This window comes from Lysobacter sp. Root604 (genome assembly GCF_001427505.1).
Taxonomy (GTDB): domain Bacteria; phylum Pseudomonadota; class Gammaproteobacteria; order Xanthomonadales; family Xanthomonadaceae; genus Lysobacter.
In genome coordinates this window covers 682,318-707,507 of the sequence record NZ_LMGS01000009.1, presented here as the reverse complement: position 1 = coordinate 707,507, position 25,190 = coordinate 682,318, and the positions used below count along the sequence as shown (strand labels likewise).

23 protein-coding genes are annotated in these 25,190 nt (G+C 69.2%); 11 read left to right on the top strand and 12 right to left on the bottom strand.

The window, feature by feature from the left end; all coding sequences use genetic code 11:
* Positions 1 to 118: 118 nt before the first annotated feature.
* The 4 genes from ASD69_RS11465 (at position 119) to ASD69_RS22905 (ending at position 2,464) form a co-directional block, all read left to right on the top strand.
* Positions 119 to 688, top strand: a complete 570-nt coding sequence (locus ASD69_RS11465; RefSeq protein WP_056177923.1) for a TetR/AcrR family transcriptional regulator — start codon at positions 119 to 121, stop codon at positions 686 to 688.
* Positions 689 to 782: 94 nt separating this feature from the next.
* A complete protein-coding gene (locus ASD69_RS11460; protein WP_056177921.1) occupies positions 783 to 1,646 on the top strand; it encodes an SDR family NAD(P)-dependent oxidoreductase in 864 nt (287 codons plus the stop codon).
* A gap of 10 nt (positions 1,647 to 1,656) precedes the next feature.
* Complete coding sequence (locus ASD69_RS11455; protein WP_056177919.1) at positions 1,657 to 2,340, top strand: NAD(P)H-binding protein; 684 nt, start codon at positions 1,657 to 1,659, stop codon at positions 2,338 to 2,340.
* Positions 2,333 to 2,464 (top strand): hypothetical protein, encoded by a 132-nt coding sequence (locus tag ASD69_RS22905; RefSeq protein ID WP_255356373.1) that lies wholly within the window; start codon positions 2,333 to 2,335, stop codon positions 2,462 to 2,464. Before ASD69_RS11455 ends, ASD69_RS22905 begins: the two co-directional genes overlap by 8 nt.
* On the opposite strand, the gene ASD69_RS11450 is transcribed toward ASD69_RS22905, so the two are convergent.
* From ASD69_RS11450 to ASD69_RS11440, 3 genes are all read right to left on the bottom strand, one after another.
* A complete protein-coding gene (locus ASD69_RS11450) occupies positions 2,461 to 2,895 on the bottom strand; it encodes an EamA family transporter (protein ID WP_056177917.1) in 435 nt (144 codons plus the stop codon). The genes ASD69_RS22905 and ASD69_RS11450 overlap by 4 nt on opposite strands.
* Before the next feature lie 64 nt (positions 2,896 to 2,959).
* Complete coding sequence (locus tag ASD69_RS11445) at positions 2,960 to 4,633, bottom strand: phosphoethanolamine--lipid A transferase (protein ID WP_056177915.1); 1,674 nt, start codon at positions 4,631 to 4,633, stop codon at positions 2,960 to 2,962.
* Positions 4,630 to 5,490: a phosphatase PAP2 family protein gene (locus ASD69_RS11440; RefSeq protein ID WP_235567201.1), complete on the bottom strand. Its 861-nt coding sequence runs from the start codon at positions 5,488 to 5,490 to the stop codon at positions 4,630 to 4,632. The genes ASD69_RS11445 and ASD69_RS11440 overlap by 4 nt, the downstream gene beginning before the upstream one ends.
* A 272-nt stretch (positions 5,491 to 5,762) precedes the next feature.
* On the opposite strand from ASD69_RS11440, the gene ASD69_RS11435 reads away from it, so the two are divergent.
* Both ASD69_RS11435 and ASD69_RS11430 read left to right on the top strand, forming a co-directional pair.
* Complete coding sequence (locus tag ASD69_RS11435) at positions 5,763 to 6,470, top strand: response regulator transcription factor (protein ID WP_056177913.1); 708 nt, start codon at positions 5,763 to 5,765, stop codon at positions 6,468 to 6,470.
* On the top strand, positions 6,460 to 7,755 hold the full coding sequence (locus ASD69_RS11430) for a HAMP domain-containing sensor histidine kinase (RefSeq protein ID WP_056177911.1): 1,296 nt from the start codon (positions 6,460 to 6,462) through the stop codon (positions 7,753 to 7,755). Before ASD69_RS11435 ends, ASD69_RS11430 begins: the two co-directional genes overlap by 11 nt.
* Positions 7,756 to 7,770: 15 nt before the next feature.
* On the opposite strand, the gene ASD69_RS11425 is transcribed toward ASD69_RS11430, so the two are convergent.
* From ASD69_RS11425 to ASD69_RS11415, 3 genes are all read right to left on the bottom strand, one after another.
* Positions 7,771 to 8,175, bottom strand: a complete 405-nt coding sequence (locus ASD69_RS11425) for a DUF3037 domain-containing protein (RefSeq protein ID WP_056177910.1) — start codon at positions 8,173 to 8,175, stop codon at positions 7,771 to 7,773.
* Entirely contained in the window at positions 8,153 to 8,929 is a 777-nt protein-coding gene (locus ASD69_RS11420; protein WP_056177908.1) for a HipA family kinase, read from the bottom strand. Before ASD69_RS11420 ends, ASD69_RS11425 begins: the two co-directional genes overlap by 23 nt.
* 97 nt (positions 8,930 to 9,026) lie before the next feature.
* Positions 9,027 to 9,716 carry an NAD(P)H-dependent oxidoreductase gene (locus tag ASD69_RS11415; RefSeq protein ID WP_056177906.1) on the bottom strand — a complete coding sequence of 230 codons (690 nt, stop codon included), beginning with the start codon at positions 9,714 to 9,716 and terminating at the stop codon, positions 9,027 to 9,029.
* Positions 9,717 to 9,862: 146 nt separating this feature from the next.
* On the opposite strand from ASD69_RS11415, the gene gcvA reads away from it, so the two are divergent.
* Positions 9,863 to 10,759 (top strand): transcriptional regulator GcvA, encoded by an 897-nt coding sequence (gene gcvA / locus ASD69_RS11410; protein ID WP_056177903.1) that lies wholly within the window; start codon positions 9,863 to 9,865, stop codon positions 10,757 to 10,759.
* Here gcvA and ASD69_RS11405 read toward each other — a convergent pair.
* Positions 10,756 to 11,154, bottom strand: a complete 399-nt coding sequence (locus tag ASD69_RS11405) for a tautomerase family protein (RefSeq protein WP_056177901.1) — start codon at positions 11,152 to 11,154, stop codon at positions 10,756 to 10,758. The genes gcvA and ASD69_RS11405 overlap by 4 nt on opposite strands.
* Before the next feature lie 93 nt (positions 11,155 to 11,247).
* Between ASD69_RS11405 and ASD69_RS11400 the strand changes: the two genes are divergently transcribed.
* From ASD69_RS11400 to ASD69_RS11390, 4 genes are all read left to right on the top strand, one after another.
* A complete protein-coding gene (locus ASD69_RS11400; protein ID WP_056177899.1) occupies positions 11,248 to 12,129 on the top strand; it encodes a LysR substrate-binding domain-containing protein in 882 nt (293 codons plus the stop codon).
* 88 nt (positions 12,130 to 12,217) lie between these two features.
* Positions 12,218 to 14,260, top strand: a complete 2,043-nt coding sequence (locus ASD69_RS11395) for a TonB-dependent receptor (RefSeq protein ID WP_056177897.1) — start codon at positions 12,218 to 12,220, stop codon at positions 14,258 to 14,260.
* A gap of 30 nt (positions 14,261 to 14,290) precedes the next feature.
* On the top strand, positions 14,291 to 14,425 hold the full coding sequence (locus ASD69_RS22900; protein ID WP_255357234.1) for a hypothetical protein: 135 nt from the start codon (positions 14,291 to 14,293) through the stop codon (positions 14,423 to 14,425).
* Entirely contained in the window at positions 14,422 to 14,892 is a 471-nt protein-coding gene (locus ASD69_RS11390) for a copper chaperone PCu(A)C (protein ID WP_056177894.1), read from the top strand. Before ASD69_RS22900 ends, ASD69_RS11390 begins: the two co-directional genes overlap by 4 nt.
* A 290-nt stretch (positions 14,893 to 15,182) precedes the next feature.
* On the opposite strand, the gene ASD69_RS11385 is transcribed toward ASD69_RS11390, so the two are convergent.
* The 5 genes from ASD69_RS11385 to ASD69_RS11365 all read right to left on the bottom strand — a co-directional run.
* Entirely contained in the window at positions 15,183 to 15,719 is a 537-nt protein-coding gene (locus ASD69_RS11385; protein ID WP_056177892.1) for a response regulator, read from the bottom strand.
* Complete coding sequence (locus ASD69_RS11380; RefSeq protein WP_056177890.1) at positions 15,716 to 16,936, bottom strand: ATP-binding protein; 1,221 nt, start codon at positions 16,934 to 16,936, stop codon at positions 15,716 to 15,718. The genes ASD69_RS11385 and ASD69_RS11380 overlap by 4 nt, the downstream gene beginning before the upstream one ends.
* Positions 16,937 to 17,341: 405 nt before the next feature.
* A complete protein-coding gene (locus ASD69_RS11375) occupies positions 17,342 to 17,536 on the bottom strand; it encodes a hypothetical protein (RefSeq protein ID WP_200943987.1) in 195 nt (64 codons plus the stop codon).
* A gap of 321 nt (positions 17,537 to 17,857) precedes the next feature.
* On the bottom strand, positions 17,858 to 21,574 hold the full coding sequence (locus tag ASD69_RS11370; protein ID WP_056177886.1) for a hypothetical protein: 3,717 nt from the start codon (positions 21,572 to 21,574) through the stop codon (positions 17,858 to 17,860).
* 11 nt (positions 21,575 to 21,585) lie between these two features.
* The coding region (locus ASD69_RS11365) for an OmpA family protein (RefSeq protein WP_157499161.1) at positions 21,586 to 25,190 on the bottom strand (3,605 nt) is incomplete at its 5' end.

Genomic DNA, 25,190 nt, shown 5'->3' with positions numbered 1-25,190 from the left:
TTGGAAAGCTATTTTTTCCATTTCGTCAAGTTCCGTCCAGAACCGCTCGTCGGCACAGGCTTGCGCCGACCGCCAAAACCCCAATATGATTGAGTACGCACTCAATTGCTGCCCGACCATGGCCCGCCCCAAAAGCGAAGACAAGCGCAACGCCATCCTCGCCGCCGCGATCCAGGTGATCGCCGAGCTGGGCGCGAGCGCGCCGACGGCGAAGATCGCCCAGCGCGCGGGCGTGGCCGAGGGCACCTTGTTCACGTACTTCAGCACCAAGGACGAGCTGTTCAATCAGCTCTATCTGGAGATCAAGACCGAGATGCACGAGGCGATGCTGTCGACCTATCCGCGCGACGCCGCGCTGAAGGAACGCGCACGCCACATCTTCACCGGCTACGTGGCCTGGGGCGTGCGCCATCCGGCCAAGCGCAAGACCATCGCCCAACTGGGCGTGAGCGAGCGCGTGACCGCCGAGAGCCGCGCCGAGGGCATGCGCATGTTCGCCGAGTTCGGCGCCCTGCTCGACGAGAGCATCGCCGCCGGCGCGCTGCGCGATCTGCCGCAGCAATTCGTGGCTTCGATCATGGCGGCTTTGGCCGACACCACGATGGAATTCGTGGGACGCGAGCCCGAGCGCGCCCAGCGCTACACCGACTCCGGTTTCGAAGCGTTCTGGAACGCTATCACCCACTGAAACGCGGCGGCGACGCCGTGTTCGTTTGCCCGATTTAATGAGTGATTAAGCACTCACAAACAATCCATCCACCTCATCGCCCAGGTCCCCGCCCATGTCCTCCCAAGTCTGGTTAGTCACCGGTAGTTCCCGCGGCCTCGGCCGTCAGATCGTCGAAGCCGCGCTCGCCGCCGGCGAACGCGTGGTCGCCACCGCACGCGATCCCGACACCCTCGCCGACCTGGTCGCGCGCTACCCCGGGCAAGTGCGCGCGGTCGCGCTGGACGTCACCGATGCGATCGCCGCGCGCGCGGCGGTGCAGACGGCGATCGACGTCTACGGCCGCCTCGACGTGCTGGTCAACAATGCCGGCTACGGCGAGCTGGCACCGTTCGAACAAACCGACGAAGCCGCGTTCCGCGCCCAGATCGATACCAACTTCTACGGCGTGGTCAACCTGACCCGCGCCGCCCTGCCGGTGATGCGCTCGCAGCGCGGCGGCCGCATCCTGCAGATCTCCTCGGTCGGCGGCCGCATCGGCGCGCCCGGCCTCAGCGCCTACCAGGCCGCGAAGTGGGCGGTCGGCGGCTTCAGCGAGGCCTTGAGCCAGGAGGTCGCGCCCTTCGGCGTGCGCATCAGCGTGCTCGAACCCGGCGGCATGCGCACGGGCTGGGGCGAGATCGCCGGCCGCAACCTGCCCGAGATCTGGCCCGATTACCGGCCCTCGGTCGGCGCCTTGGCCGAACTGCTGAGCCAGTACCTGGGCAACGAGAACGGCGATCCGGCCAAGGTCGCGCTGGCGGTGCTCACAGTCGCGCGCATGGAGGATCCGCCGCTGCACCTGCTGCTGGGCAGCGATGCGCTGCACTTCGTCGATGCCGCCGAAACCGCGCGCACGGCGCAGGCGCAACGCTGGCGCGAGTTGAGCGTGTCCATCGATCATGGCGCGCCGGCGATCCCGTCGCTGCCGCAAGCCTGAGGGCGCCGTCATGAACGTGTTGATCTTCGGCGCCACCGGCATGGTCGGCCAGGGCGTGCTGCGCGAATGCCTGCTCGCCGACGACGTGAGCCGGGTGACTACGGTCGGGCGCAGCGCCAGCGGCCGGCGCGATCCGAAACTGCGGGAAATCGTGCACGCGAATCTGTACGACTACCGCGCGATCGAAGACCGCCTGCACGGCTACGACGCCTGCTACTTCTGCCTGGGCGTGTCCGCCGGCGGCATGAACGAGGCCGACTACAGCCGCATCACCTACGAGCTCACCCTGGCGGCCGCGCAGACCCTGGCGCGCCTGAATCCGGGCATGCGCTTCGTCTACGTCTCCGGTGCCGGCACCGACAGCAGCGAGCGCGGCCGCAGCATGTGGGCGCGGGTCAAGGGACGCACCGAGAACGCGCTGCGACGCCTGCCGTTTCAGGCGATGTATCTGTTCCGGCCCGGCGTGATTCAGCCGCTGCACGGCGCGCGTTCGAGCACGCCGGCCTACCGCTGGTTCTACGCCCTGACCCGGCCGCTGCTGTCGCCGCTGCGCGCGCTGCTGCCGAACCAGATCCTCAGCACCGAGAGCATCGGCCTGGCCATGCTGGAAGCCGCGCGCCACGGCGCGCCGAAAGCAGTGCTGGAAGCGCGCGATATCCGCGCCCTGGCCGAGCGGGCGCACGCGCATGGCTAGGCGCGGACCGCATTCGCGCCGGCGCGGCATGCGCGGCGGCCTGGGCGGACACGCGCTGCGCTGGAGCGCGACGATGCCGGCGCTGGGCCTGATCGGCGCGATGCTGGGCGCGCTGCTGCGCTAGCGCCGCCAGCCCAGCACCAACACGCCCGCGCCGACCATCGCGATGCCCAGCCACTCGCGCGGACTCGGCCGCTCGCCCAGGAACACGACCGCGAATACCGCGACCAGCAGCAGGCTGAGCTTATCCACCGGCGCGACCTGCGAGGCCTGACCGATCTGCAAGGCGCGGAAATAGCACAGCCAGGAAGCGCCGGTAGCCAGGCCCGACAGGATCAGAAAGGTCCAGGTCCTGGCCGACAGCTGGCTGGGATCGCTCCACTTGCCGGCATAGACGACGAACATCGTCAGCGCCAGCACGATCACCCAGGTGCGGATGAGGGTGGCGTAGTCCGAGTCCACGCCGCGCAAACCGAGCTTGGCGAAGATCGCGGTCAGCGCGGCGAATGCCGCCGAGCCCAAGGCCCACAAGAACCAGGTCGGTAAGGTGTTCATGCGCGGCCTCGCGGCGAGCGGTCCCGTCCCGATTCTGCGCCCGTCGCGACGAACGCGCAGCGGCTCAGGCGGGTCGCCCGCAACGCCCGAACAGATCCAGCTTGGGGTCGTAGACCGAGCTGCGCACCTGCATCAGGCCCAGCACCGAATGGAACAGGTTGTCGTGGCTGGCCGGTTGCCCGGCCTCGCGACGCAGGCAGGCGGTGTCGATGCCGCGGCTGGCGGCGAAGCCCGGCGACAGCCACATCACCATCGGCACGTGCAGCTGGGTCTTCGGCGCGATCGCGTAAGGCACGCCATGCAGGAACAGGCCGTTCTCGCCCAGCGATTCGCCGTGATCGGATACATAGATCATCGCGGTGTCGCGCCCGCTCATCTCGGACAGTTGGCGGATGGTGCGGGCCAGGAAATCGTCGGTGCCCAGCACCGCGTTGTCGTAGGCGTTGACGATCTCGGCCAGGCTGCACTGGCCCAGGTCCGAGGTCTCGCACACCGGCGTGAATTTCTTCAGCCGCTGCGGATAGCGCTTGTAGTAGGCCGGGCCGTGGTTGCCCAACTGATGCAGCACCACTACCGCATCGCCCGGTCGCTTGGCCAACTCAGCGTCCAGGCCCTGCAGCATGACTTCGTCCATGCAGCCTTCGGCATTGCAGTACGGCGTTTGCGTACCGTGTTCGAAGGACTCGAAGGCCAGACCGTCGCAGACGCCCTTGCAACCGGTTTGATTGTCGCGCCACAGGGTCTTCAGCCCGGCGTATTCGAGCACGTGCAGCAGGGACTGCGAATGCTTGATCCGGTCCTTGTCGTAACGGCCGCGCCCCCAGGGCGAGAACATGCACGGCACCGAGACCTCGGTGGCCGAACCGCAGGCGGTGACGTCGGGGAAATTGATCGGGCCGATCTTGGCCAGTTCGGGCGTGGTCTGGCGCGCGTAACCGTTCAAGCCCCAGTTCTGCGCGCGCACGGTCTCGCCGACCACGATCACCAGCAGACGCGGCTTCGCGCCGGCGGGCCGGCCCACGAGCTTGGCGTCCTGGCCGACCGGTTCGCGCGCGTGGTTGCCGCCGCTGCGGTCCTCGAACGCGACCCGCGCCAGCGACATCACATAATTGCCCGGCGTGATCAGGTGCCGCACCTCGCGGTGGTTGCGCATCAACGACGACAGGTTCTGGAACGACAGCAGCGCCGCGCCGCAGGCGATCGCGAGCGCGCCGACCACGCAGGCGACGCGGATCAGCGCCGCGCGCTTGAACGAGCGCGGCTTCAGGCGCACGCGCCAGACCATCAGGGACGGCAGCACGCCGTACAGGAGCAGCGACGGCAGCAACCGCCAGGAGATCAGCTCGCTCGACTCCTTGGTGTCGGTGTGCAGGATGTTGCGGATCATGTCGGTGTCCAGGTACACCGTGTACTGGCTCATGTAGCGCACCGCCATCGCGGTGGTCAGCAGCAGCACGATCAGCACCGGCTTGGCGATCGGCCGGTACAGCACCAGGCACAGCAGCAGCATGTTCAGCGCCGCGACCATCGCGAACAGACTCAAGGCGGTCAGCCAGCCGCCGGGCCCATGCAACACGCCGGTCTGGGCCACGGCGGTGAAGAACGAGCCGTTGCAGAACACGGTGAAGAACAGGCTGGCGATCAGCGCCAGCGTTTCCAGGCTCAGCTGCGGGCGATAGGTCAGCAGCGCGCTGGTGCGATCGGGCTGGGCGACCTGCGGCCGCGCGATCGCGCTCATGCGAGGTCCTGCCGGCGGGCGGCGGGCGAGCCGGCGGCGATGTCCGCGGCGTAATCGAAGGCCGCGACGTCGGCGCGCTCGCGCGCTCCGGCCCGTCCCCAGAACAGGCGGTACATGCCCAGCGCGCTCATCCAGCAGATCGTCACGGTCCACAGATCGTGCGAAAGGAAGTGCGCGCCGCGCAGCTGCTGGGAAACGCCGAACAGCAAGCCCGTGCCCACGCCGATCGCCAGGCCCAGCCAACGCAGCCGCGGACGCACCGCCAGGAAGAAGAAGTACAGCGCCATCCAGGCGTAGCCGCCGCTGGCATGGCCGGCCGGAAAGCAGACCCCGCGCGACAGGCCGATCGGGCGCAGCCCGAGCAGGCCGATGTAGGGCCGGTCGCCACCGTAGCGCAGCAGGTCCCAGGGGCAGTCCATGTTCGTCCAGGACTTGATCCAGGCCACCACCGCCGTCGCCAACAGAGTCGACAGCACCAGATACGCCAGCGGCTTGCGCAGCGGTGCCAGATCGCTGCGCAAGCGCGCCACCAGCCAGGCCACGACGACCGCCAGCCAGGCCGCGGTGCTGAGGTCGCGACCGCCGATATGGATCAGGGTCTGGGTGGCGAACGCGTTCTTCAGCGCCCAGCGATGGCCCTGCCAGGCGTACAGGCGGTCCGCCAGCCAGACGTCGCCGTGCAGCAGCATCAGGCCGACGGCGAGGATCGCGAAGGCCAATAGGGGCAGCCAGAAGTGGCTGAAATAGAAGGACTCGTCGCGCGCGGCGGCGCCCGCGATGCGGTCCAGGCCGGGATGGTGGGCCGGCCAGGACGGGCCGCTGTGCATGCTGTGCTTGGGTGCCGCGGGAGATTTCATCGAGTGCGGCCGGTCCGAGCCGGCACGAAGTGGAAGCTGCGGCGATGATCGGAACGCGCGTGTCGGAGAGCGGTAGGAGCCGAATTCGGGCTTCGTTAAAAACCGACTCCGCGGCGGCCCGCAGCTAAACGCCGGCTGACCGCGGGCGCCGCGCCGGGCGCGCGGGCGTAGGAGTATCGTTTCCGCCGTTCCTACGTCGTTCCGACGTGGCGGCGCGAATACTGGTCAGTCGGGCGCGCCTGGCGACTGGCGGGCAGGGAGAATCCGGACGTATGCGTGTGTTGGTGGTGGAAGACAACCGGAGCCTGGTGGCGAACCTGTTCGAGTACTTCGAGGCGCGCGGCTACACCCTGGACGCCGCGCCCGACGGCGCCACCGGCCTGCATCTGGCCGTGACCCAGCGCTACGACGCGATCGTGCTGGACTGGATGCTGCCGCGCCTGGATGGCCATGGCGTGCTGCGCGCCTTGCGCGACGCCGGCAATGAGGTGCCGGTGCTGATGCTGACCGCACGCGACGAACTGCCCGACAAGATCGCCGGCTTCCGCGCCGGCGCCGACGACTACCTGACCAAGCCGTTCGCGCTGCCGGAGCTGGAAGTGCGCCTGGAGGCGCTGATCGCGCGCGCCAGCGGACGCGGGCGCAGCCGCGTGCTGCAGATCGCCGACCTGCGTTACGACCTGACCACACTGGAGGTCAGCCGCGGCGGCCGCGCCCTGCACCTGTACCCGGCCTGCCGCAAGCTGCTGGAGGTGCTGATGCAATCCAGCCCGGCCGCGGTCACGCGCGAACGCCTGGAGCACGCGCTGTGGGGCGATAGCCCGCCCGACGGCGACATGCTGCGCTCGCATATCTACGAACTGCGTCGCAGCGTCGACGGGCCCTACCCGAACAAGCTGATCCAGACCCTGCCGCGGGTCGGCTACCGCCTGGCCGAAGTCGCCGCCGCGGACATGATCGAGGGCGCCCATGGCGGATAAGCGAAGCAGCCTGCGCCGGCGCATCCTGCTGGGCCTGCTCGCCTTCACCGCGCTGCTGACGGTGGCGGTGGTCGCGCAGGGCATCATCGTCAACGAGCATGTCGAGCGCCTGGTCTGGCAGACCCTGCTGGAATCCGAGCTCGACCATTTCGGCGAACGCAGCCGCGTCGACCCGAACTACCACTGGACCGACACCGCCAGCATCAAGCTCTACGACAGCCGCGAATCCGCGCGGGTGCCGGTCGAATTGCGCGGGCTGCCGCCCGGGGTGCACGACGAGGTGCTGGTCGGCGGCGTAGAGCACGTTGCGCTGGTGCGCGATATCGACGGCCGCCGGGTCGTGCTGTCGCTGGACATCAGCGACCTGGAGGCGCGCGAGTTCGACATGACGCTGACCATCGCCGGCGCGGCGATCACGACCCTGGTGATGCTGTCGCTGCTGATCGCGCTGGGCGTGGATCGGCTGATGCAGCCCTTGAGCACCTTGGCCGAGCGCATCGCGCGCCTGCGCCCCGATCAGTCCGGCCAACGCATCGACGTGCCGCACGCGGCCAGCGCCGAACTGGTGGTGATCGCCGACTCGCTCAACGACTACCTGCAGCGCAACGAACGCTTCGTCGAGCGCGAACGCGCCTTCATCGACAGCGCCAGCCACGAGCTGCGCACCCCGATCGCGGTGATCGTGGGCGCCACCGAGCTGGCCCTGGATCAGCCCGACCTGCCCGCGCCCGTACGCCACCAGCTAGGCCGCATCCGCCGCACCTCGCAGGACGTGGAGCGGCTGATCTCGCTGCTGCTGGCCCTGGCCAAGGATCCCGCGCGCCTGGCCCGCGCCAGCGACCGCGTCGCCCTGGACCAGTTGCTGCCGGAGATCGTCGACGACCATCGCCAGCTCACCCGCGACAAGCACCTGCGCCTGACCCTGGCGCCGTTGCCGGCCTGCGAGATCGTCGCGCCGCTGCCCATCGTGCAGGCCGCAATCGGCAACCTGCTGCGCAACGCGATCGAACACAGCGACCGCGGCGAAATCCTGATCCGGCTGCAGGCGCCGGCCACGGTGATCATCGACGACCCCGGCCACGGCATGAGCCCGGAAGAAATCAGCGCGATCTATGCGCGCATCGCGCGCGGCGGCGGCGACCGCGACGGCGGCGGCATCGGCCTGGACCTGATCTCGCGGCTGTGCGAACACCTGGGCTGGACCCTGAGCTTCGAGTCCGACGTCGGTCGCGGCACCCGCACTACCCTGGTGCTGGGCGGCCAAGGCGACGCGACCCGCGCCTGAGCGACGCGACGCGAGTCAGCGCGCCTGCGGCGCGATCGGACGCACCATGCGCGCGAGCAGATGATCGAGGACGCCCTCGGGCTGCAGGCAGCGCCCGGTGTGCACGGGCGACATCTGGATGATGGAACTGCGCCGCGCGGTCAGCCAGTGGAAGCGCGCACGCGCCGGCAGTTCGCCGATCGGCCCGGAGCCCGGACCGCCGCGGCAAATGCGTTCGATCGCGGCCAGGTGCGCGCGCAGCGATTCCAGATCCAGGTTCGGGTCCAGCGCCAGCACGCGCGCTTCGTCCAGCTCGATCCCGGCCTGGAGCAGGCCGGCGCCCGGGCACGACACCAGCACGCCGGCATTGACGAACTCGCCGCGCTCCACGCGCGGCACCACCCGCACCACGGCGTAGTCATAGGTAGCGCGATTGGGCACGCACGGCCTCCTCGACGAAACCGGCGCGCTCGGCGACCCGGCGCTGGAGATAGTCGGCATAGCCGCGACGCAGGGCATCGGCATCGGCGAAGCCGGGTTCGTCGCCCAGCCAGGCATCGGGCAGCAGGCCGACGACGCGCTCGATCAGCGCCGGCGTGAGCTGCGGCGCGAGCTCGGCGTCGGCGGCACGCAACTCGCGCGCCAGCGGCAGCAGCACGTGGTCCTGCACCTGCGCGAACGTACCCGCGCTGGCGCGTTGCGCGCTGTCCCAGTCATGGTGGAAATACAGCGCGGCGCCGTGGTCGATCAGATGCAGGCGGCGATGCCAGATCAGCAGATTGGTGTTGCGGGCGGTGCGGTCGACATTGCTCAGGTAGGCGTCGAACCAGACCACGCGCGAGGCCAGTGCCGCATCGGGCTGGTCCACCAGCGGGTCGTAATTGACCGCGCCGGGCAGGTAGTCGAGCGCCAGGTTGAGGCCGGCGCTTTCGCGGATCAGGTGCTGGATCTCGGGATCGGGCTCGGTGCGCGCCAGTTCTGGGTCGAGCTCGGCCAGCACGATCTCCGGCATCGGCAGACCGAGCGCGCGCGCGAGCTCGCCGCCGATCAACTCGGCGATCAAGGCCTTGCGGCCCTGGCCGGCGCCGCGGAACTTGAGCACGTACAGGCCGTCGTCGTCGCCCTCGACCACGGCCGGCAGCGAACCGCCTTCGCGCAGCGGCGTGACATAGCGGGTGGCGGAAACGGTTCTCAAGGTCGCGCGAGGTTCGATCGGCCGCGGGCGGCGGCGTGGGCCGCCCACATTAGGTGGCGCGCGCGGAAAATCAAAGCGCCATGCGCGCGGGCCCGGCTCAGGCCGCGTCGCGCAGGCTGCGGGCCGCCACCAAGTCCTCGACCAGCGCATCCACGCGCGCTTCCGCGTCGGCGATCGATGCGGCCAGACGCGCGTCGGCAAACTCGTCGTACTCGATCGCCACGCCGTGCGCGTCGACGATGCCCAGATAGCCGAACGCGGTGCGCACGCTGGCTTCGCCGTGGTTGAGATGGCCCAGGCGTTCGCCGTCGTAGCCGTAGTCGCCGCGCGAGCCCAGCAGCACCAGGGTCTTGCCAGCTTCGGCCAACAGCGGCCAGTAGGGCTCGGCGCCGCGGCTGCGGTCGAAGCCGAAGGTACGGCCGACCCGCACCACGTTGTCGATGTAGGCCTTGAACTGGGCCGGGACGTTGAAGTTGTACATGGGCAGGCCGACCGCGATCACGTCGGCGGCGATCAGCTCATCGACCAGGGCGTCGCTCTCGGCCAGGGTCTCGCGCATCCACGGCTCGCGCTGGGCGGCGGGCGTGAATGCGGCGTGGATCCAGGCCCCGCTGACCGGCGCCGGCGGCGACTGGCCAACATCGCGGTAGTCCACCGGATCCTGCGGCCGCAGCGCCTGCCAGCGCCGCACGAAGCGCGCGCTGAGGCGGCGCGTGTGCGAACCGTGGGCGTGGGTGTCGGAACCGTGGGGGCGGGCACTGGCATCGAGGTGGAGCAATCGGGTCATGGCGGCAGTCTCGGAGTGGCGCCGGAATGCATGAGCGATACTCATTGATAAGCATCGCGACTCCCGGCTTAGGCGCCCATTTGACGCGCACTATTGCAGGACGACAAACTCCGATTCCTCAGGCATCAGATGAATTTTTCGCATCCATGAACCCCCGTCGCCTGCCCCCGCTCGGCGCCCTGCGCGCATTCGAGGCCGCCGCGCGCCTGGCCAGCTTCAAGCGCGCCGCCGACGAGCTCGCGGTCACCCCGACCGCGATCAGCCATCAGATCCGCTTGCTGGAAGAACAACTGGGCGTACGCCTGTTCGAGCGCCGCACGCGCCAGGTCGCCCTGACCGCCGATGCCGCGCGCTTATACCCCGTGCTGCGCGAGGGGTTCGACGCCTTCGCCGCCGCGATCGCGGCGATCGCCGCGCGCCGCGCCCGTCGCGCGATCACCCTGTCGGCGACGGTGTCGTTCACCGCCAAGTGGCTGGTGCCGCGCGTGGCGGCGTTCCGCGCCGCCTACCCGGAATTCGATCTGCGCCTGCACGCGTCCGACGATCCGGTCGACCTGCTGGCCGGCGTCGCCGACGCGGCGATCCGCTACGGCCAAGGCCCCTACCCCGGCCTGGTCTGCCTGCCGCTGATCGAGGACCGTTTCGCGCCGGTGTGCAGCCCACGCCTGGGGCTGCACGCGCCGCAGGACCTGCGCGCCCTGCCCTTGCTGCATGTGGAATGGCGGCATCCCGCCGCGCGCACGCCGAGTTGGCGCGGCTGGTGCGAACGCGCGGGCCTGCAAGGCGTCGCGGTCGACGCCGGCCTGCGCTTCACCGACGACAGCCACGCCATCCAGGCCGCGATCGCCGGTCAGGGCGTGGCCCTGCTGAGTCTGTCCCTGGTCGCCGACGACCTGGCCAGCGGCCTGTTGGTGCAGCCGTTCGGGCCCACACTGGAAGGCTATCGCCACAACCTGGTCTACGCCGACAACGGGCCGCCCAGCGCCGAGGTCGCGGCGCTGCGTGACTGGCTGCTGGCGCAGATCGCGGGCGAGACCGGCTAACGCGCGGCCAGCTGGTAACGCCGCTCCTGGGTCAGGCCGCCGTAGCCGTAGGCGGCGGCGCGGGCGTCGATCACGTGGATGTAGGAAGTCGGGTGCAGGTTGCCGATCAGTTCCTCCATGCGCGCATACACCTGAGCCAGGTAACGCGCCTTCTCGGCCTTGGTGTTGGTCTCGTCGGTGATGCTGATATCCAGCTGGAACGCGTTGCGGCCGGAGTCGCTGAGCGGATGGCCGTCGATGATCCACTGCGCGGGATCGAGGTACTGCAGGGTCAGCGCGATCAGCTCGCGCGGCTTGCCCAGCACCTCGACGGTGAGGTCGGCGATCGCGGCCGCGACCGCACGCGTGAGCGCGGCGTCGGGCTGTCCGGAAATCAGCAGGGCGATGTGCGGCATGGGCTTGTTCCTGTGGCGGGTGTGGGATCACACTAGCGCCGCCGCTATTATCGGAATAGCGGGATTATTGAATGTCATCCATCGGATATTCCGATGGACGTCGCCTCGTTGGGAGCCGCCGCATTGCGCAGCCTGGACCTGGAACAGCTCCGCTCCTTCGTCGCCGTGGTCGACGCGCGCAGCATTTCCGGCGGCGCCGCGGTGGTGTTCCGCTCGCAATCGGCGATCAGCGAGCAGTTGCAGAAACTCGAAGCCGTGGCCGGCGCGCCCCTGCTGCTGCGCTCGCGCGCCGGCGTGCGCCCGACCCCGGCCGGCGAACGCCTGCTCGCGCATGCGCGCCAACTGCTGGCGATAGGCGAACTGGCCCTGCGCGACGTGCAGGACCACGCGCCCGCCACCGAAGTGCGCCTGGCGATCAGCGACTACTTCCGCCCGTCCGAGGTCGCCGCGCTGCTGCGCCATGTCGCGCGTGCCTGCCCGCAGTTGCGCCTGCGGGTGACTGTGGGCCAGAGCGCGGCCCTGGTCGAAGGCCATGCCCGGCGCGACTACGATCTGGCCCTGGTGATGGAGATCAAACCCGGCCGCGCCGGCGGTCGCGCGCTGCGCCGCGAAGCGCTGTCCTGGCTGGCGGCGCCGCATTTCCGGCCGCGCCCGGGCGAACCGCTGGCGCTGGTGCTGTTGCCGGACAGCTGCGCCGTGCATCGCAGCGCGGTGCGCGCACTCGAACAGCGCGGTATCGCCCACACCGTCGCGCACACCTGCAGCGGCGTGGCCGGTCTGCAGTCGGCGATCGCGGCCGGGCTGGGCGTGGGTTGCCTCAACGCCTCGGCCATCGTCGACGGCCTGGTGCCGGCGCCACGCGCGCTGCGCCTGCCGGCCCTGCCGCCGGTCGCGTTCCGCCTGCTGGCGCCGCCGCGCGGCGCGCCGGCCGCCCTGCTCGAAGCCGACGCGGTGCTGCGCGCCCACTTCCGCTGAGCGCGGCGGGTGCGGCGTTTTGCCGCATCGGCAGCGCGAGGCGCGCTGCCTAGCATGGTCGGCTTCCGCGCTTCAGGAACGCCACCGCATGCCTCGCGTCGCCCGCCCAGCTCTGCTCGCCCTCGCGATCGGCCTCGCCCTGCCCGCGCATGCCGAGGACGGCGATGCGCCGACCCTGGCCCGGGTCGAAGTGCATGGCGTGGCCGCGCGGCCGGACACGGTGGACGACATCGAACGCGCCCGACGCCGGCTGGACGAGCGCCCCGGCGCGACCGCGCTGGTCGATGCCGAGCGCTATCGCGAAGGCCGCGTCGGCACCCTCAGCGATGCGCTGTCCTACGCGCCCGGCGTGTTCGTGCAACCGCGCTTCGGCGCCGACGAAGCGCGGCTGTCGATTCGCGGTTCCGGCCTGCAGCGCAGCTTCCACGGCCGCGGCCTGGAACTGCTGCAGGACGGCAGCCCGCTCAACCTCGCCGATGGCGGCTACGACTTCCAGGCGGTGGAGCCGCTGTCGGCGCGCTACATCGAGATCCATCGCGGCGCCAACGCGCTCGAGTACGGCGCGGCGACGTTGGGCGGCGCGATCAACTTCGTCTCGCCCACAGGCTATGACACGCCACCGATCGTGCTGCGCGCCGAGACCGGCAGCGACGGCTATCGCCGCGGCCAGGTCGCGGTGGCCGGCGTATCCGGGCGCGCCGACGGCTACCTCAGCCTCAGCGGCGTGCATCAGGACGGTTATCGCGATCACGCCCGGCAGGAGAACTACCGGCTGTTCGGCAACGCCGGCTGGCGCATCAACGACGAGCTGGATGCACGCGTCTACCTCACCCATGTCGATACGCGCTCGCAGCTGCCCGGCAACCTGACCCTGGCCGAAGCGCGGCGCGATCCGCGACTGGCCGCGCCCGCCAACCTCGCCCTGGACCAGCGTCGCGACTATCGCCTGGACCGGCTCGGCGCACGCCTGGCCTGGACACCGTCGCAAGGCCGCAGCCTCAGCGTATCGGTCTACTACGCCGACAAGGCGCTGGACCATCCGATCTTCCAGGTACTGCGGCAGCGCTCGCAGGACTACGGCCTGGACCTGCGCTGGCGCGCCGAAGGCGAGCTCGCGGGCTGCCGCAACCTGTTCGTGGCCGGCTTGGGCTGGGCGCAGGGCGATACCGACGACGATCGCTACTTCAATCTGAGCGGACGAGCGGGCGCGCGCAGCAACCGCTTCGACCAGCGCGCCCGCAATCGCCGCCTGTACATCGAAAACCAGACTTGGCTGGATCCGCGCTGGGTGCTGGCGCTGGGCGCGCAGGCCATGGACGCGCAGCGGCGTTCGCGCGATCGCTACATCAGCGGCGGCCGCGACGAGAGTTTCGACGTCGACTACGACGGCCTCAGTCCCAAGCTCGGCCTGCGCTATCTGATCGACGAGCGCGCGCAGGTCTACGCCAACCTCAGCCGCAGCCTGGAGCCGCCCAGTTTCGGCGAGCTCACCGGCGGCCCGGGCGTGAGTCAGGTCGATCGGCAACGCGCAAGCTCGGCCGAACTCGGCCTGCGTCTGCAGCGCGAGGCGCTGTCGCTGGACGCGGCGCTGTACCGCGCCCGCGTCGACGGCGAATTGCTGTCCTTGAACGACGAGGCCGGCAATCCGCTGGGCACGATCAACGCCGACCGCACCCTGCATCAGGGCCTGGAACTGGGCCTGAGCTGGCGCCCGCATCCGACCTGGCTGCTGTCGACCCACTACCTCTATAACGACTTCCGTTTCGACGCCGATCCGGTTTACGGCAACCGCCGCCTGGCCGGCATTCCGCGCCAACAGCTGCGGACGCAATTGCGCTGGTCCACCGGCGAACGTCTGTATCTCGAGCCCAACCTGGAATGGGTGCCGCAAGGCGCTTACGTCGATCACGCCAACAGTTATCGCGCGCCCGGTTACACCCTGCTTGGCCTGCGCGTCGGCGGCCAGATCGACGGCGCTTGGCGCTGGTTCCTCGACGCCCGCAACCTGCGGGACCGGCGCTGGATCGCCAGCACCAACGTGATCGCCGACGCGCGCGGCCAGGACGGACGCAACTTCCTGCCGGGCGACGGCCGCTCGTTCTATGTCGGCCTGGAATGGCGCCCGCAATGACGGGCCACTCAGCTACCTCGGGAGAATCGCATGCACGCATTGCTCGCCTTCGTCGGCGCCTTGCTGATCCTATGGGGCGCCTTGCTGGCGCTGTTGATCGCGCGCGGTCGCGATGGCGCCGCGCGCACGCTGACCCTGCTGGACCGGATCGAGGTGGCGTTGTGAGGCGCTGGGGTCTGGCGCCGGCGGCGCTGCTCGCCGCCGGCTTGCTCGCAGGCTGGGTCGGCGAAGGCCAGCCCGTGGGCGCGCTGCGCGTCGCCGACGCCTGGTCGCGCGCGACGCCGCCCGGCGTCGGTGTCGCGGTCGGTTTCATGCGCGTGATCAATGCGGGCAAACGCAACGACCGCCTGCTCGAGGTGAGCAGCGACGCGGCCGAGCGCGTAGAGATCCACGAAGTCAGCCACGATGGCGGCGTGATGCGCATGCGTCAGCTACGCGACGGCCTGCCGCTGCCGGCGGGCGCGACGGTGCGGCTGCAGCCGGGCGGTTACCACCTGATGTTCATCGCCCCGAAACGTCCATTCAAGCAAGGCGACACGGTGAGCGCGCGACTGCGCTTCGAACATGCGGGCAGCGCGACGGTGCGTTTCCAGGTGCGCGCGCTGGGGGCTAAGACGCACGACGGTCGCTGAGGATTTTTTCGTCGGTAGGGTGGGAGGACACAGCCAAAGCAAATCCCCCCTAGCCCCCCTTTTTCAAAGGGGGGAATCGTTTGCGTTGTTTCGTGGGGCAGCCTGGCGGGCTTTCGAGTCGGGGCCTGATCGTCCTACGTCGATGCGCTGTTCGCCGCCGTTGGAACGAACCTACGGTGATAACCGCGCGCTCTCGAATACCCCAAAAGCGACCGCTCTAATCGCCCCCTTTGAAAAAGGGGGGCTAGGGGGGATTTGCTCTTACCGCCCCACCCATCCAAGCCCCACCCTCAAAGCCGCTCACGCACCGGCCGCTTCGCCAGCCGCCGTTGCAAGGTGCGCCGGTCCACCCCCAGCACGCGCGCCGCCGCGGACACGTTGCCGCCGCAGTCGGCCAACACCCGCTGCACATGCTCCCAACCCTGACGCCGCAACGACGGCGCCTCGGCGGGCGGCGGCGCCTGCTCGGGCGCGTGCTCGAACGCGCGCGCCAACGCGTCGATGTCGAAGGGCTTGGGCAGATAGTTCCACGCTCCGCGTCGCATCGCATCGACCGCGGTGGCGATGCTGGCATAGCCGGTGGCGAGCACGATGCGCGCGTGTGGACGGCGTTCGCGCAGGGCCTGGATCAGCAGCAGGCCGTTGTCGGCGCCCAGCTTCAGATCCAGCAGCACGCCGTCGGGCCTGAAGGCCTCGGCCGCTCGCAACGCCGTGCCCGCGTCGTGGGCGAGGCAGGTATCGACCTCGCAGCGCTGCAGATGCCGCACCAGGATGCGGCAGAACGCCGCATCGTCGTCGATGACCAGCAAGCGCGCGGGCAGACTCAAGCGTATTCCTCCGCCGGATCCAGCAGCGGCAGCTCGATCTCGGTGATGCAACCGCCGCCCACGCGCGCGATCCGGCGCACCCGGCCGCGACTGCGCTCGATGCTGGCGTTGGAAATCAGCAGACCCAGCCCCAAGCCCGGTCCATGGCGGTCGATCGAGACCGCGTCGGTGGCGCGCCCGGGACCGTGGCCGCGATCGGCGATGGCGATGCGCAGCCAGTCGCCGTCGCATTGCGTGCTCACTTCGATGCGCGCCGGCGCGCCCGCGGCCTCGTTGGCGTCGGCGGCGTTGTTGAGCAGATTGAGCAGGGCCTGCGGCAGGCCCGGATCCACGCGCAGGCGCCGCTCGCCCGCATCCAGCGTCGTCGTCACCTCGACGCCGGGGCGCAGCAGCAGCCAGCGCTCCAGGCCGTCGCGCACGAACGCGTCGGCGCCCTCGATGGTGGCCTCGCCCAGGGCGCCGCGTCGCGCCAGCGCGGCCAAGGCGCGCACGTGCTCGCGACAGTGAGTGAGCTGGTCGCGCATGCTGGCCAGGTCGTCGGTGCTGGGCGCCTGCGGATGCCGCGACCAGTCGTCCAACAGCAGGCCCATCGTGGTCAGCGGGGTATTGAGTTCGTGCGCGGTGCCCGCGGCCAGCGAGCCCAAGGCCAGTAGCGATTCGTCTCGCATCGCGCGTTCGCGCGCGGCCGCCAGGCGCCGGCGCTGATCGCGCACGATCGCCATGAAGCGTCCCAGCACCACCGCCATGATCGCGGCGCTGAGCAGGAAGTTCACCCACATGCCGGTCACGTGCAGGCCGAAGCCGTCCTCGCCATGCGCGTGCGGCAGCGGCTGATGGTGGCCGAGCAGCCAGGTGTAGAGCGCGGCGGTCAGCACGGTCAGGCCGATCATCGGCCCGATCTCCAGCGCGATCGCGGCCAACGCCACCGGCACCAGGTAGAGCGACACAAAAGGGTTGGCCGGGCCGCCGGACCAGTACAGCAAGGCGGTCAGCGCCAGGGTATCGATCAGCAGTTGCAGCGCGAGCGCACGCGCGCCGCCTTCGCCATGCCGCCTCAGCCAAAGATGGCTGGCCAGATTGAACGCCAGCAAGCCCAACGATATGCCCAGCAGCGGCGCCACCGGCAGGGCCAGGCCCAGGCGCTGAACCACGAACGCGATCGCCAGACACTGACCGGCCACGGCCAGATAGCGCAGGTAGACCAGGATTTGGATCACAGCGGGACTTGGATCACGGCGAGGCGGCGATCACGGCCGGATGCGCGCTAGCGGGATGCGCAGGATACGGCACCGTGGCCCGCGGCGGCCCCGACGACGCGCACGCAGCGGTTGCGGCACAGGGGGTTGTCGTAGAACCCGCTGCGTCCGCCAGCCCGACGCCGTCGCCGGCCGGCTGTAAAACCCGGCCGTAGCGGCCGGTCCAACGCTTCCGCGACCGGGCCCGCGATCGGGCCTGGTCTGCTTGCTCCGCGAGCGGCCGCCGTGAGCGACGTCCGCCGCCGCGTATCCCTATCGGTACGCGCTCGTCGATCGATGGGCTGGCTCCGCGGCCGTGGATCGACGTGCGACGGGAACCGACGAGTATCCCTGTCGCACGCCTCGCGAAGCGCGCTCATAAGCACACTAGAGCAGCATCAGCTCGGATCGCTCCTTGGTGGCGCCGTCGACGAAATAGAGCTTCTTGCCCGAATCGACTCGGTCTTCGACTACTTGGTACAGGCGCAAGGCCTGGCGGATCGCGGCCGTCTTGCTGACGCCCTTGCGCACGCACAGATCCTCCAGGAACTGCATCTCGGTCCCGGCGAGATTCAGCGTCATCCTACGTCTGGTTTCCTTCATATCGCACCTCGAATGGAAAGTTGATTACGAATGGAGCAAACGACGCGCTTTCGCTTTGTAGTTGTCGCGCGTCGAATCACTTGCAGCGATCCTTGTTGTTGTTTGACGTTCCTGTCGGTGTTGCTTGTAGCCGCTGTGTAGCCATCCCATGGTTCGCGCCGTACCGGCCGCATCCACCGGGCGCCACGGCCGGTCCTGGCCGTGTTGCCCTTCCGAAAACCCGGCCGCTAGGGGGCGGTCGGGTCGCGGTATCGCTGCATTCGCATTCGGTGAGCTAGCGCCGAATACAACGCAATATCGTCAATAACTCCCCACTAGGTTAAGAAACCAGCCTTTGTGGTCGTAATCGAAGTCGGTCAGGTCGTCGCTGAACTCGGTGAAGTTGTAGCCGACGCCGACGCGGAAGTTCCGGCCCACGTCGCGGTCCACGCCCAGCAGGACGCCCTGGCGGTCGCCGCCGTCCTTCACGCCCAACCAGCGGTACTCGGCCAGGCCGTGCCAGACCTCGTCGAGTTCGTAACGAACCTGAACGGCTCCGAAGGTCGCCGAGGAATCGGCCCACTCGCCTTGCAGACGTCCGTAACGCACGCTGCCCTCACGGCGCGCCAGCTTGCCGGCGAACTCCCAGTGATGGTCCGGGTTGTAGACGCCTTCCAGGGCCAGCACCTGGCTGCGCTGGTCGTAGCTGGCCACATTGGGGCCCACCTGCGGCAGCGAGGACACGTCGTAGAGGTAGGTGTACTTGCCCAGCAGCGCCCAGCGCGTGCTGTCGTAGGGGCGCCAGGCGAAGCCGGCATTGCCCTCGACGAACTTGGCCCCGGCCTCGGCGTTCAGCTGATCCTTGGTCTCCGAATAATTGAAACGGCCGGCGACGCGGAAGCTCTCGTTGAACTTGTGCAGGTAGCGGTTGGTGGTCACCCACTGCTCGCGGCGCTCGGCCCCGGTATCGCGGCGCCATTCCAGCTTGCTCTGCCACTGGGTGTCGACCGAGCTGCGCCCGCCGTTCAGGCTGATCGCGCGGCGGTCGACCTGGCCCAGGTTGAGCTCGCGGTACAGGGTCGCGTTCTGCAGGGTGAAGCCCAGGTTCCAGCCCTCGCCGGGATAGAAATCCATGCCGAAGGTGTGGGCCAGGCCGGACTCGTCGGGCTGCTTCAGGAACTGGCTTTCGTTGAACATGTTGACCTGGTTCGACAGGCGCCAGCGCTGGCCCAGGGTCCAGCCGCCGTTGACGCGGTCGCCGAACAAGGGGTCGTAGTCGCTGCGGTCGGTCGAATAGGTGTAGCTGCCGTAGACCGTGTGCTCCGGATTGATGCGGTACTCGGCGTCGATCTTGGCCGCGTCGCCGCGGTCGCCGGTGGTCAGCTCCGCGCCGATGCTGGACAGGTCGCCGAACAGGTACTTCGCGCCCAGCGAGTAGGCGTTGTTGTCGGCGTACTTGCCGCCGTCGTCGTCCAGGGTGAGCTGGGCGGTGCCGAACAGCTCCAGCTGGGTGCCGATGCGTTGCTTGTACTGCAGCGCGGCGAGCGTGCCCACGGCGTCGCCGCTCAGGCGCTGCTCGTCGACGCGGCGCAGCTCGGCGCTGAGGGTGGCATCGTCGTTGAGCCGCCACTCGCCGGTGAGCTGGGCCTGGGTCAGCGACTCCGGCCCGCGCTCGGCGATCGAGTAGCGGCCGAACAGACGCACCGCCGGACCGAGCTGGCCCTGGAACTCGGCGCCGCGTTCCTCGATGTCCTCGCCCGTGCTCAGGCGCGAGATCGAATAGCCGTCGCTGACCCGACGCCACCAGGCGCCGACCGTCCAGTCGTCCTGGCTCCAGCCCAGTTCCTTGAAGTTGACCCGCGCCTCGACCGACTTGGCCTCGCCCGAATGCGCGCCCAGGCCGGAGGTGATCTCGGTGAAGCTCAGGCCGCCGTTGTCGGAACGGAAGATCGGCGCGCTGTTGGCTTCGGTACGGCTCTGCTCGAGCTTGAGGTAGGTGCCGCGACCGGCTTGCAGGGTCAGATCGGCGCCGCGCAGCGAATAATCTTCGCCGGCGCGGTTCTCGTCGACATAGGTCGCGCCGACGGCGACGTGCTCGCCGAACCAGTGCTTGCCGCGGAAGCCGAGGGTGAGCTCGTCGGCATCGAAACCGCTGGGCACGAATTCGTAGTCGACCAGCAGCATCTGCGCATAGCCGTCCAGCGGCGTGTCGCGGGTCAGCGTACGCACGTTCTCGCGCGTGACCTGGGCCAGCGGACGCGAGAGCAGCAGTCGGCCCTGCAGCTCGTCGATCTCGTAATCGGCGCCGCGCACCAGCTCGACCCGGTTCTCGACCCGGCCAGTGGTGAGGTCGCGAATTTCCAGCACGACCTTGTCCGAGCCCGGCAGCACGTCGGTGTGCTTGAGGTAGTACAGGCTGCCGCCGGTGCCGACGAACTCGCTGTGACCGGGCGCGGACTGCGCCTGCGAACCGAACGCACGCAACTCGGTGCCGGGTTCGCCGACCTCGGTGGTGCGGCGGCTGCGCCAGGACACGGCGCCGCCGTACAGCGAACGGCTGTACTGGCCGTACTCGGTGCCGGTGATGCCGGTGTTGAAGTTGCCCCACAGCGCCTGGTTCTTGTCCCAGTCCACGCGCAGATAGAGCCGGCCCTGCGTGTCGACGTCGCGATAGGTGGTCGAATCGTCGCCGTAGACCGGGTAGTACTGGTCCGGATCCAGGCGGCGGAACACGTCCTGCGGATCGGCGTCCCAGAAGCCGTTAAACAGTTCGCTGACTTCGCGTTCCTGGGTGTCCGCCTGCGCGGTCACCAGATACTTGCCCTTGATCTTGCCCTTCAGATAGAACGCGAGGCGGCCCTCGAGCAGGAAGCCGTCGTCGAAGCGATCGTCGGCGGCCAGCGGCTCGATCGAGCCGGACACGCTGGTCTTGGACGCGGTCAGGTCTGCCAGCGCGACCGCGAACATGTAGCGGCCGGTGACGTCGATATCCAGCTCCTGGTGCGAGGCCTTGCCCGCACCGCCGCCGACTTCGACATCGAAGCGATGCTTGCCGACCGGCACCAGGTACTCGGCCACCATCTTGCGCTCGAGATCGATCGGATGGCTCTGGCCGTTGATCTTGAGGGTGTAGCCGGTGGGGATGTTGCGGCCCTGGATGCGGATGCGCGAGCCGTACACCGCGATGTTCTGCTGGCGCAGGCTGTTCTCGCCGAACACGCCGTCCAGCAGACTGCGCTGTTCGGCTTCCTCGGCATCGAAGCTGCTGCCCAGTTTCTTCTCGACCGAATCGCGCAACAGTTGCAGGCCGCGCTCGGCTTCTTCCGGGCGCACCAGCTGGAAGCGGCGCGGATAGGTCTCGTCGTAGCTGCCATCGGCGCCATGCGCGCGCACGATGTAGATCAGTTCGTCGCCGGTGCGCAGTTCCAGCCCGGACGGCAAGGCGCCGTCCCAGGTCGCCTCACTGACCGAAGCGGTCGGCAGTTCGACGGTGGCCAGCGGCGTCACCAGGTCGCTGTCGCTGGCGCGGTAGATCAGCACCTGCGCGCGCTGGATGAAGGCCGCGTAATTGCTGTAGGCGTAGAAGCGCACCGGCTTGACCACGCGGGTGCCGTCGTAGGCCAGCAGCGAGGGCGCGGAGACGTTGAACTGCGGCTGGCCGAGGTTGGGATCCTCGGTCGCCCAGACCACGCCGCCGCCGGGCAGCTGCAGGGACCACTTGCCGATCGCGACCGCCTGGCCGGGCGCCAAGGCGTCCTTCCAGGTCGAGCGCGAGTCCTCCACCTCCACCGACACGCGACGATCCGGCTGCAGGGTCTGCGAGCTGGAGCCGTCGGTGGTGCCCTGGGTCACCGGCTGCCGCTCGCCGCGCGTGCGCAGCTCGAACAGCATGCCGTCTTCGCTGCGGCAACCTTGGTCGCCGCAATCCAGACTGGCCGCCTTCGCCGGTTCCGGCGCCTTCGCTTCCTGTGCGGAAGCGACCGACGCCAGGCCGGCGAGGATGCCGATGAGGGTGTAATCGAGCAGTTTCATCTTCATGGCATCCCCCTTCACTTCTCGGTATCGCCGGCAGGGGCGGCCGGATCGTTGCTGAGATCGACGCGGAACGTGCGCCGCAGCTCCGGACTGATCTTGGCTGCGATAGCGTCGTAGACCGCCTTGGCGCGGCGCATGCCGAGGGCGACGTTGTAGTCGTCCGAAGCGCGCTTGTCGGTGTGACCGGTGATGACGATCCGGGTCGAGCGCATCTGCTCGATCGCGACAGCCATCTTGTCGATCAGCGGCAGGTACTGCGGCTTGATCGTGCTGCGGTCGGTGTCGAACAGGATCTCGCCCAACAGCGGCCACTCGGCGAAGCCGACCACGATCGACTCCGGCCGCTCGGCCTCGGTGCGCACGCTGACCGTCAGCGCCTTGAACTGCTCGGGCGTCAACATGTCTTCCAGCGCCTTGCGCACCGCCAGCGCACGATCCATTGCCAGGGTCTCGTACTCGCCCTGGGCGACGATCACGACTTCGCCGCTGCCGTACTCGCGCACCTTCTCGGCCATCTTCTCCACCGCGGGCAGGTACTGCGGCGTGACCGCCGCACTGCCCGGGGCGAAGAAGACCTCCCCTATCCGCATCTCGACCTGCTCCTTGGCGCCCGGGATCTCGCCCGGGGGCAGGCGCACGCCGAAGTCGAAGCGCACCGGCAGGCCCGGAGTCACACGGCGCACCACCGGGTTGTCGGTGGTGAACACGCTGCCCGGAGGCAGGGTGGCCGGATCGACCTTGAGGATGAAGTTGCGCCCGCGCTCCCACGGCCCGCCGGCCACGCCCTCGAGGTGGTAGCGACCGAACTGATCGGTTTCGATCAGCAGGCCTTCCACCGACGCGACTCGCACGCCCGGGATGCCGCGTTCGTCGACACCGGCATTGCTGACGATGTAGTCGACCCGATAGCCGCCCTCGACCTGGGCCACGCGGCGCTCGACCTTGGGATCGGCACCGGTCAGACCCTTGGCGGCGTCGCCGCTGCGCTCGACGCGGCTGTTGCCGGCCTTGTCCATGCGCACCGTCAAGCCCTCGGCGGTGGTCAGCGCGAAGCCGTCGTCGAAGTCCAGCGCGTTGAGCGTCTGGCTGATCACCACGCGGTGCGCGGCGATCGGATCGGCGTCGGACTGACGGGCGGAGATCGTGCCCAGCTCGATGCCATGCAGCAGCGGCGAGCTCGCATCGGCTTCCGGCGCAGGGCCGGTGCCGCGATCGACCGTGGTCGAGTTGGCGACGTAGGCGCCCGGGGCGAAACCGCCCTGGATGCGGATACCGCTGAGCCCGGCCGGATCCTGCCAGCCGTCCTGGTCGCGGTCGTCGAACACGGTGCCGATGATCAGAGACTCATCCAGCAGCGGATCGGCAACCAGTTGCACCTGCGCGGTGGCCACGTTCGAGCGCACGCCGTTGTCCTCGGCGAACACGCTATTGACGTGCACGCCCGGCCGCACGCCGGCGCCGACCTTCAGCAGGTACACCAGGGTGGCGCGCCCGCCCGCGACGATGTCGACCTGGTCGACCCGCACCGGGAAGGTACCCACCAGGCGACCGGCACCGTCGGTGTCGGCGACCTGCAGGCTGTTGGCGACGTAGCTGAAGCCGGCCGGCGGCGTATCGATCACCGTGACATCGGTCGCGTCGACCCGACCGGTGTTCTCGATCGTCACCGTGTAGCGGACCAGGTCGCCGATCTTCACGTCGCGCGGATTGGCCTGCTTGCTCACGCGCAGGGTGGTCGCCAGCGGCTCCACGGTCACGACCGCGGTGCTGGTGGCGGTAACCGTGGCGGTCTGGCTGGTCGAGGCGTGGGTGCCGGTGGCGACCACGACGTTGTCCAGGGTGCCGCCCGCGTTGGCTTCGGCCTCGGTGATGGTGTGCGTGTAGCTGTTGCAGGTGGCCATGGCCCCCGGCGTCAGCGTGGTCGGCGCACACGTCAGCGTGGTCGGCGTGCCGTTCTCGTAGGTGTCCAGCGCGGTCAGGTTGGTCAGGGTGACATTGCCGGTATTGGTGACCGTCACCGCGTAGGTGATCACGTCGCCGGCATTGCCCGTCCCGACCGTACCCAGGTCGGTGGTCAGCGTCGCGGTCTTGGTCGCGGCGATGGCCGGACGGCCCTGGATCACGACCGTGAACGTCGGGTTGCACTCCGGCGCGGCCGAACCCGCCGGGCAGGCGCCCGGCGTGCTGGTGGTGACCACGGCGGCGTTGAACACGCTACCCGCGTCGACGTCGGCCTGGGTCACGCGGTAGGTACCGGTCAGCACGCAGGTGCCGGCCGGCGCCACGCTGGCGCAAGTGACGGTGTTCGGCACGATCTTGCTGTCCGTCACCACCACATCGGTCAGGGTCACGTTGCCCGTATTTGTCGTCGTCACGGTGTAGGTCAGGGTGTCGCCCGCGCTCACCGCACCGTTGCGGTCCTCGTCGGCGTTGCCGGTCATGGCCTTGACCGAGCTCAGCGCAGGCGTCTGGATCACCGGCACGGTCACGGTCGGGTTGCACTCCGGCGCGGTCGAGCCCGGCGGGCAGGTGCCCGGCGTGCTGGTGGTGACCACGGCGGCGTTGACCACGTTGCCGGCATTGGCATCGGCCAAGGTGACCCGGTACGTGCCGGTCAGCACGCAGGTGTTACCCGGCACAACGCTGGCGCAGGTGATCGAAGCCGGGGTGATCTTGTTATCGGTCACCACCACATCGGCCAGGCTCACGTTGCCCGTGTTGGTCATCGTCACGCTGTAGGTCAGCGTGTCGCCCACCGTCACCGTGCCGCTGCCGTCTTCGTCGGCGTTGGTCGTCATGGCCTTGGTCGAGGTCAGCTGCGCCGTCTGGATCACCGGCACGGTGACGGTCGGGTTGCACTCCGCCGCCGTCGAGCCGGCCGGGCACACACCCGGGGTGGACGTGGTGACCACCGCGGCGTTGACCACGTTGCCGGCATCGGCATCGGTCTGGGTCACGCGATAGGTACCGGTCAGCACGCAGGTGCCGGCCGGCGCCACGCTGGCGCAGGTGATGGTGTTCGGCGTGATCTTGCTATCCGTCACCACCACGTCGGCCAGGCTCACGTTGCCCGTGTTGGTCATCGTCACGGCATAGGTCAGTGTGTCGCCCACCGTCACCGTGCCGCTGCCGTCTTCGTCGGCATTGGCCGTCATGGCCTTGACCGAGGTCAGCGCAGGCGTCTGCGTCGCGTTCACCGTCACCTGATCGGTCGGCGACGTCGTGCCGTCCGCCGTCGCGCTGGCGATGTTGGTCACGCTGCCGCTGTTCAGATCGGCCAGGGTCACCGTGTACGTCGCCGTACAGGTCACCGACTCGCTCGGATCCAGTTCGCCGTCCAGGTTGCCGACCGTCGTCACCGCCGGGCAGCTCACCGTCGTCTTGTCGTCCGCCACCGTCACCGGGCCCGTCAGCGACACGTTGCCGCTGTTGGTCACCAGGTAGCTGTAGCTGATCGTGTCGCCCACGGCGGCGTAGTTCGCCGTTGTAGTGGTCTTATCGATCGTCAGCCTCGGATCCGGCGCCAGCGGCGTCGTCGTCGTGTCCGGCGGACTCGTCACAGGCGGCTGGCCGCCCGGCGGGGTGCCGGTCGCCGTCGCGCTGTTGTTCGACGTACCCG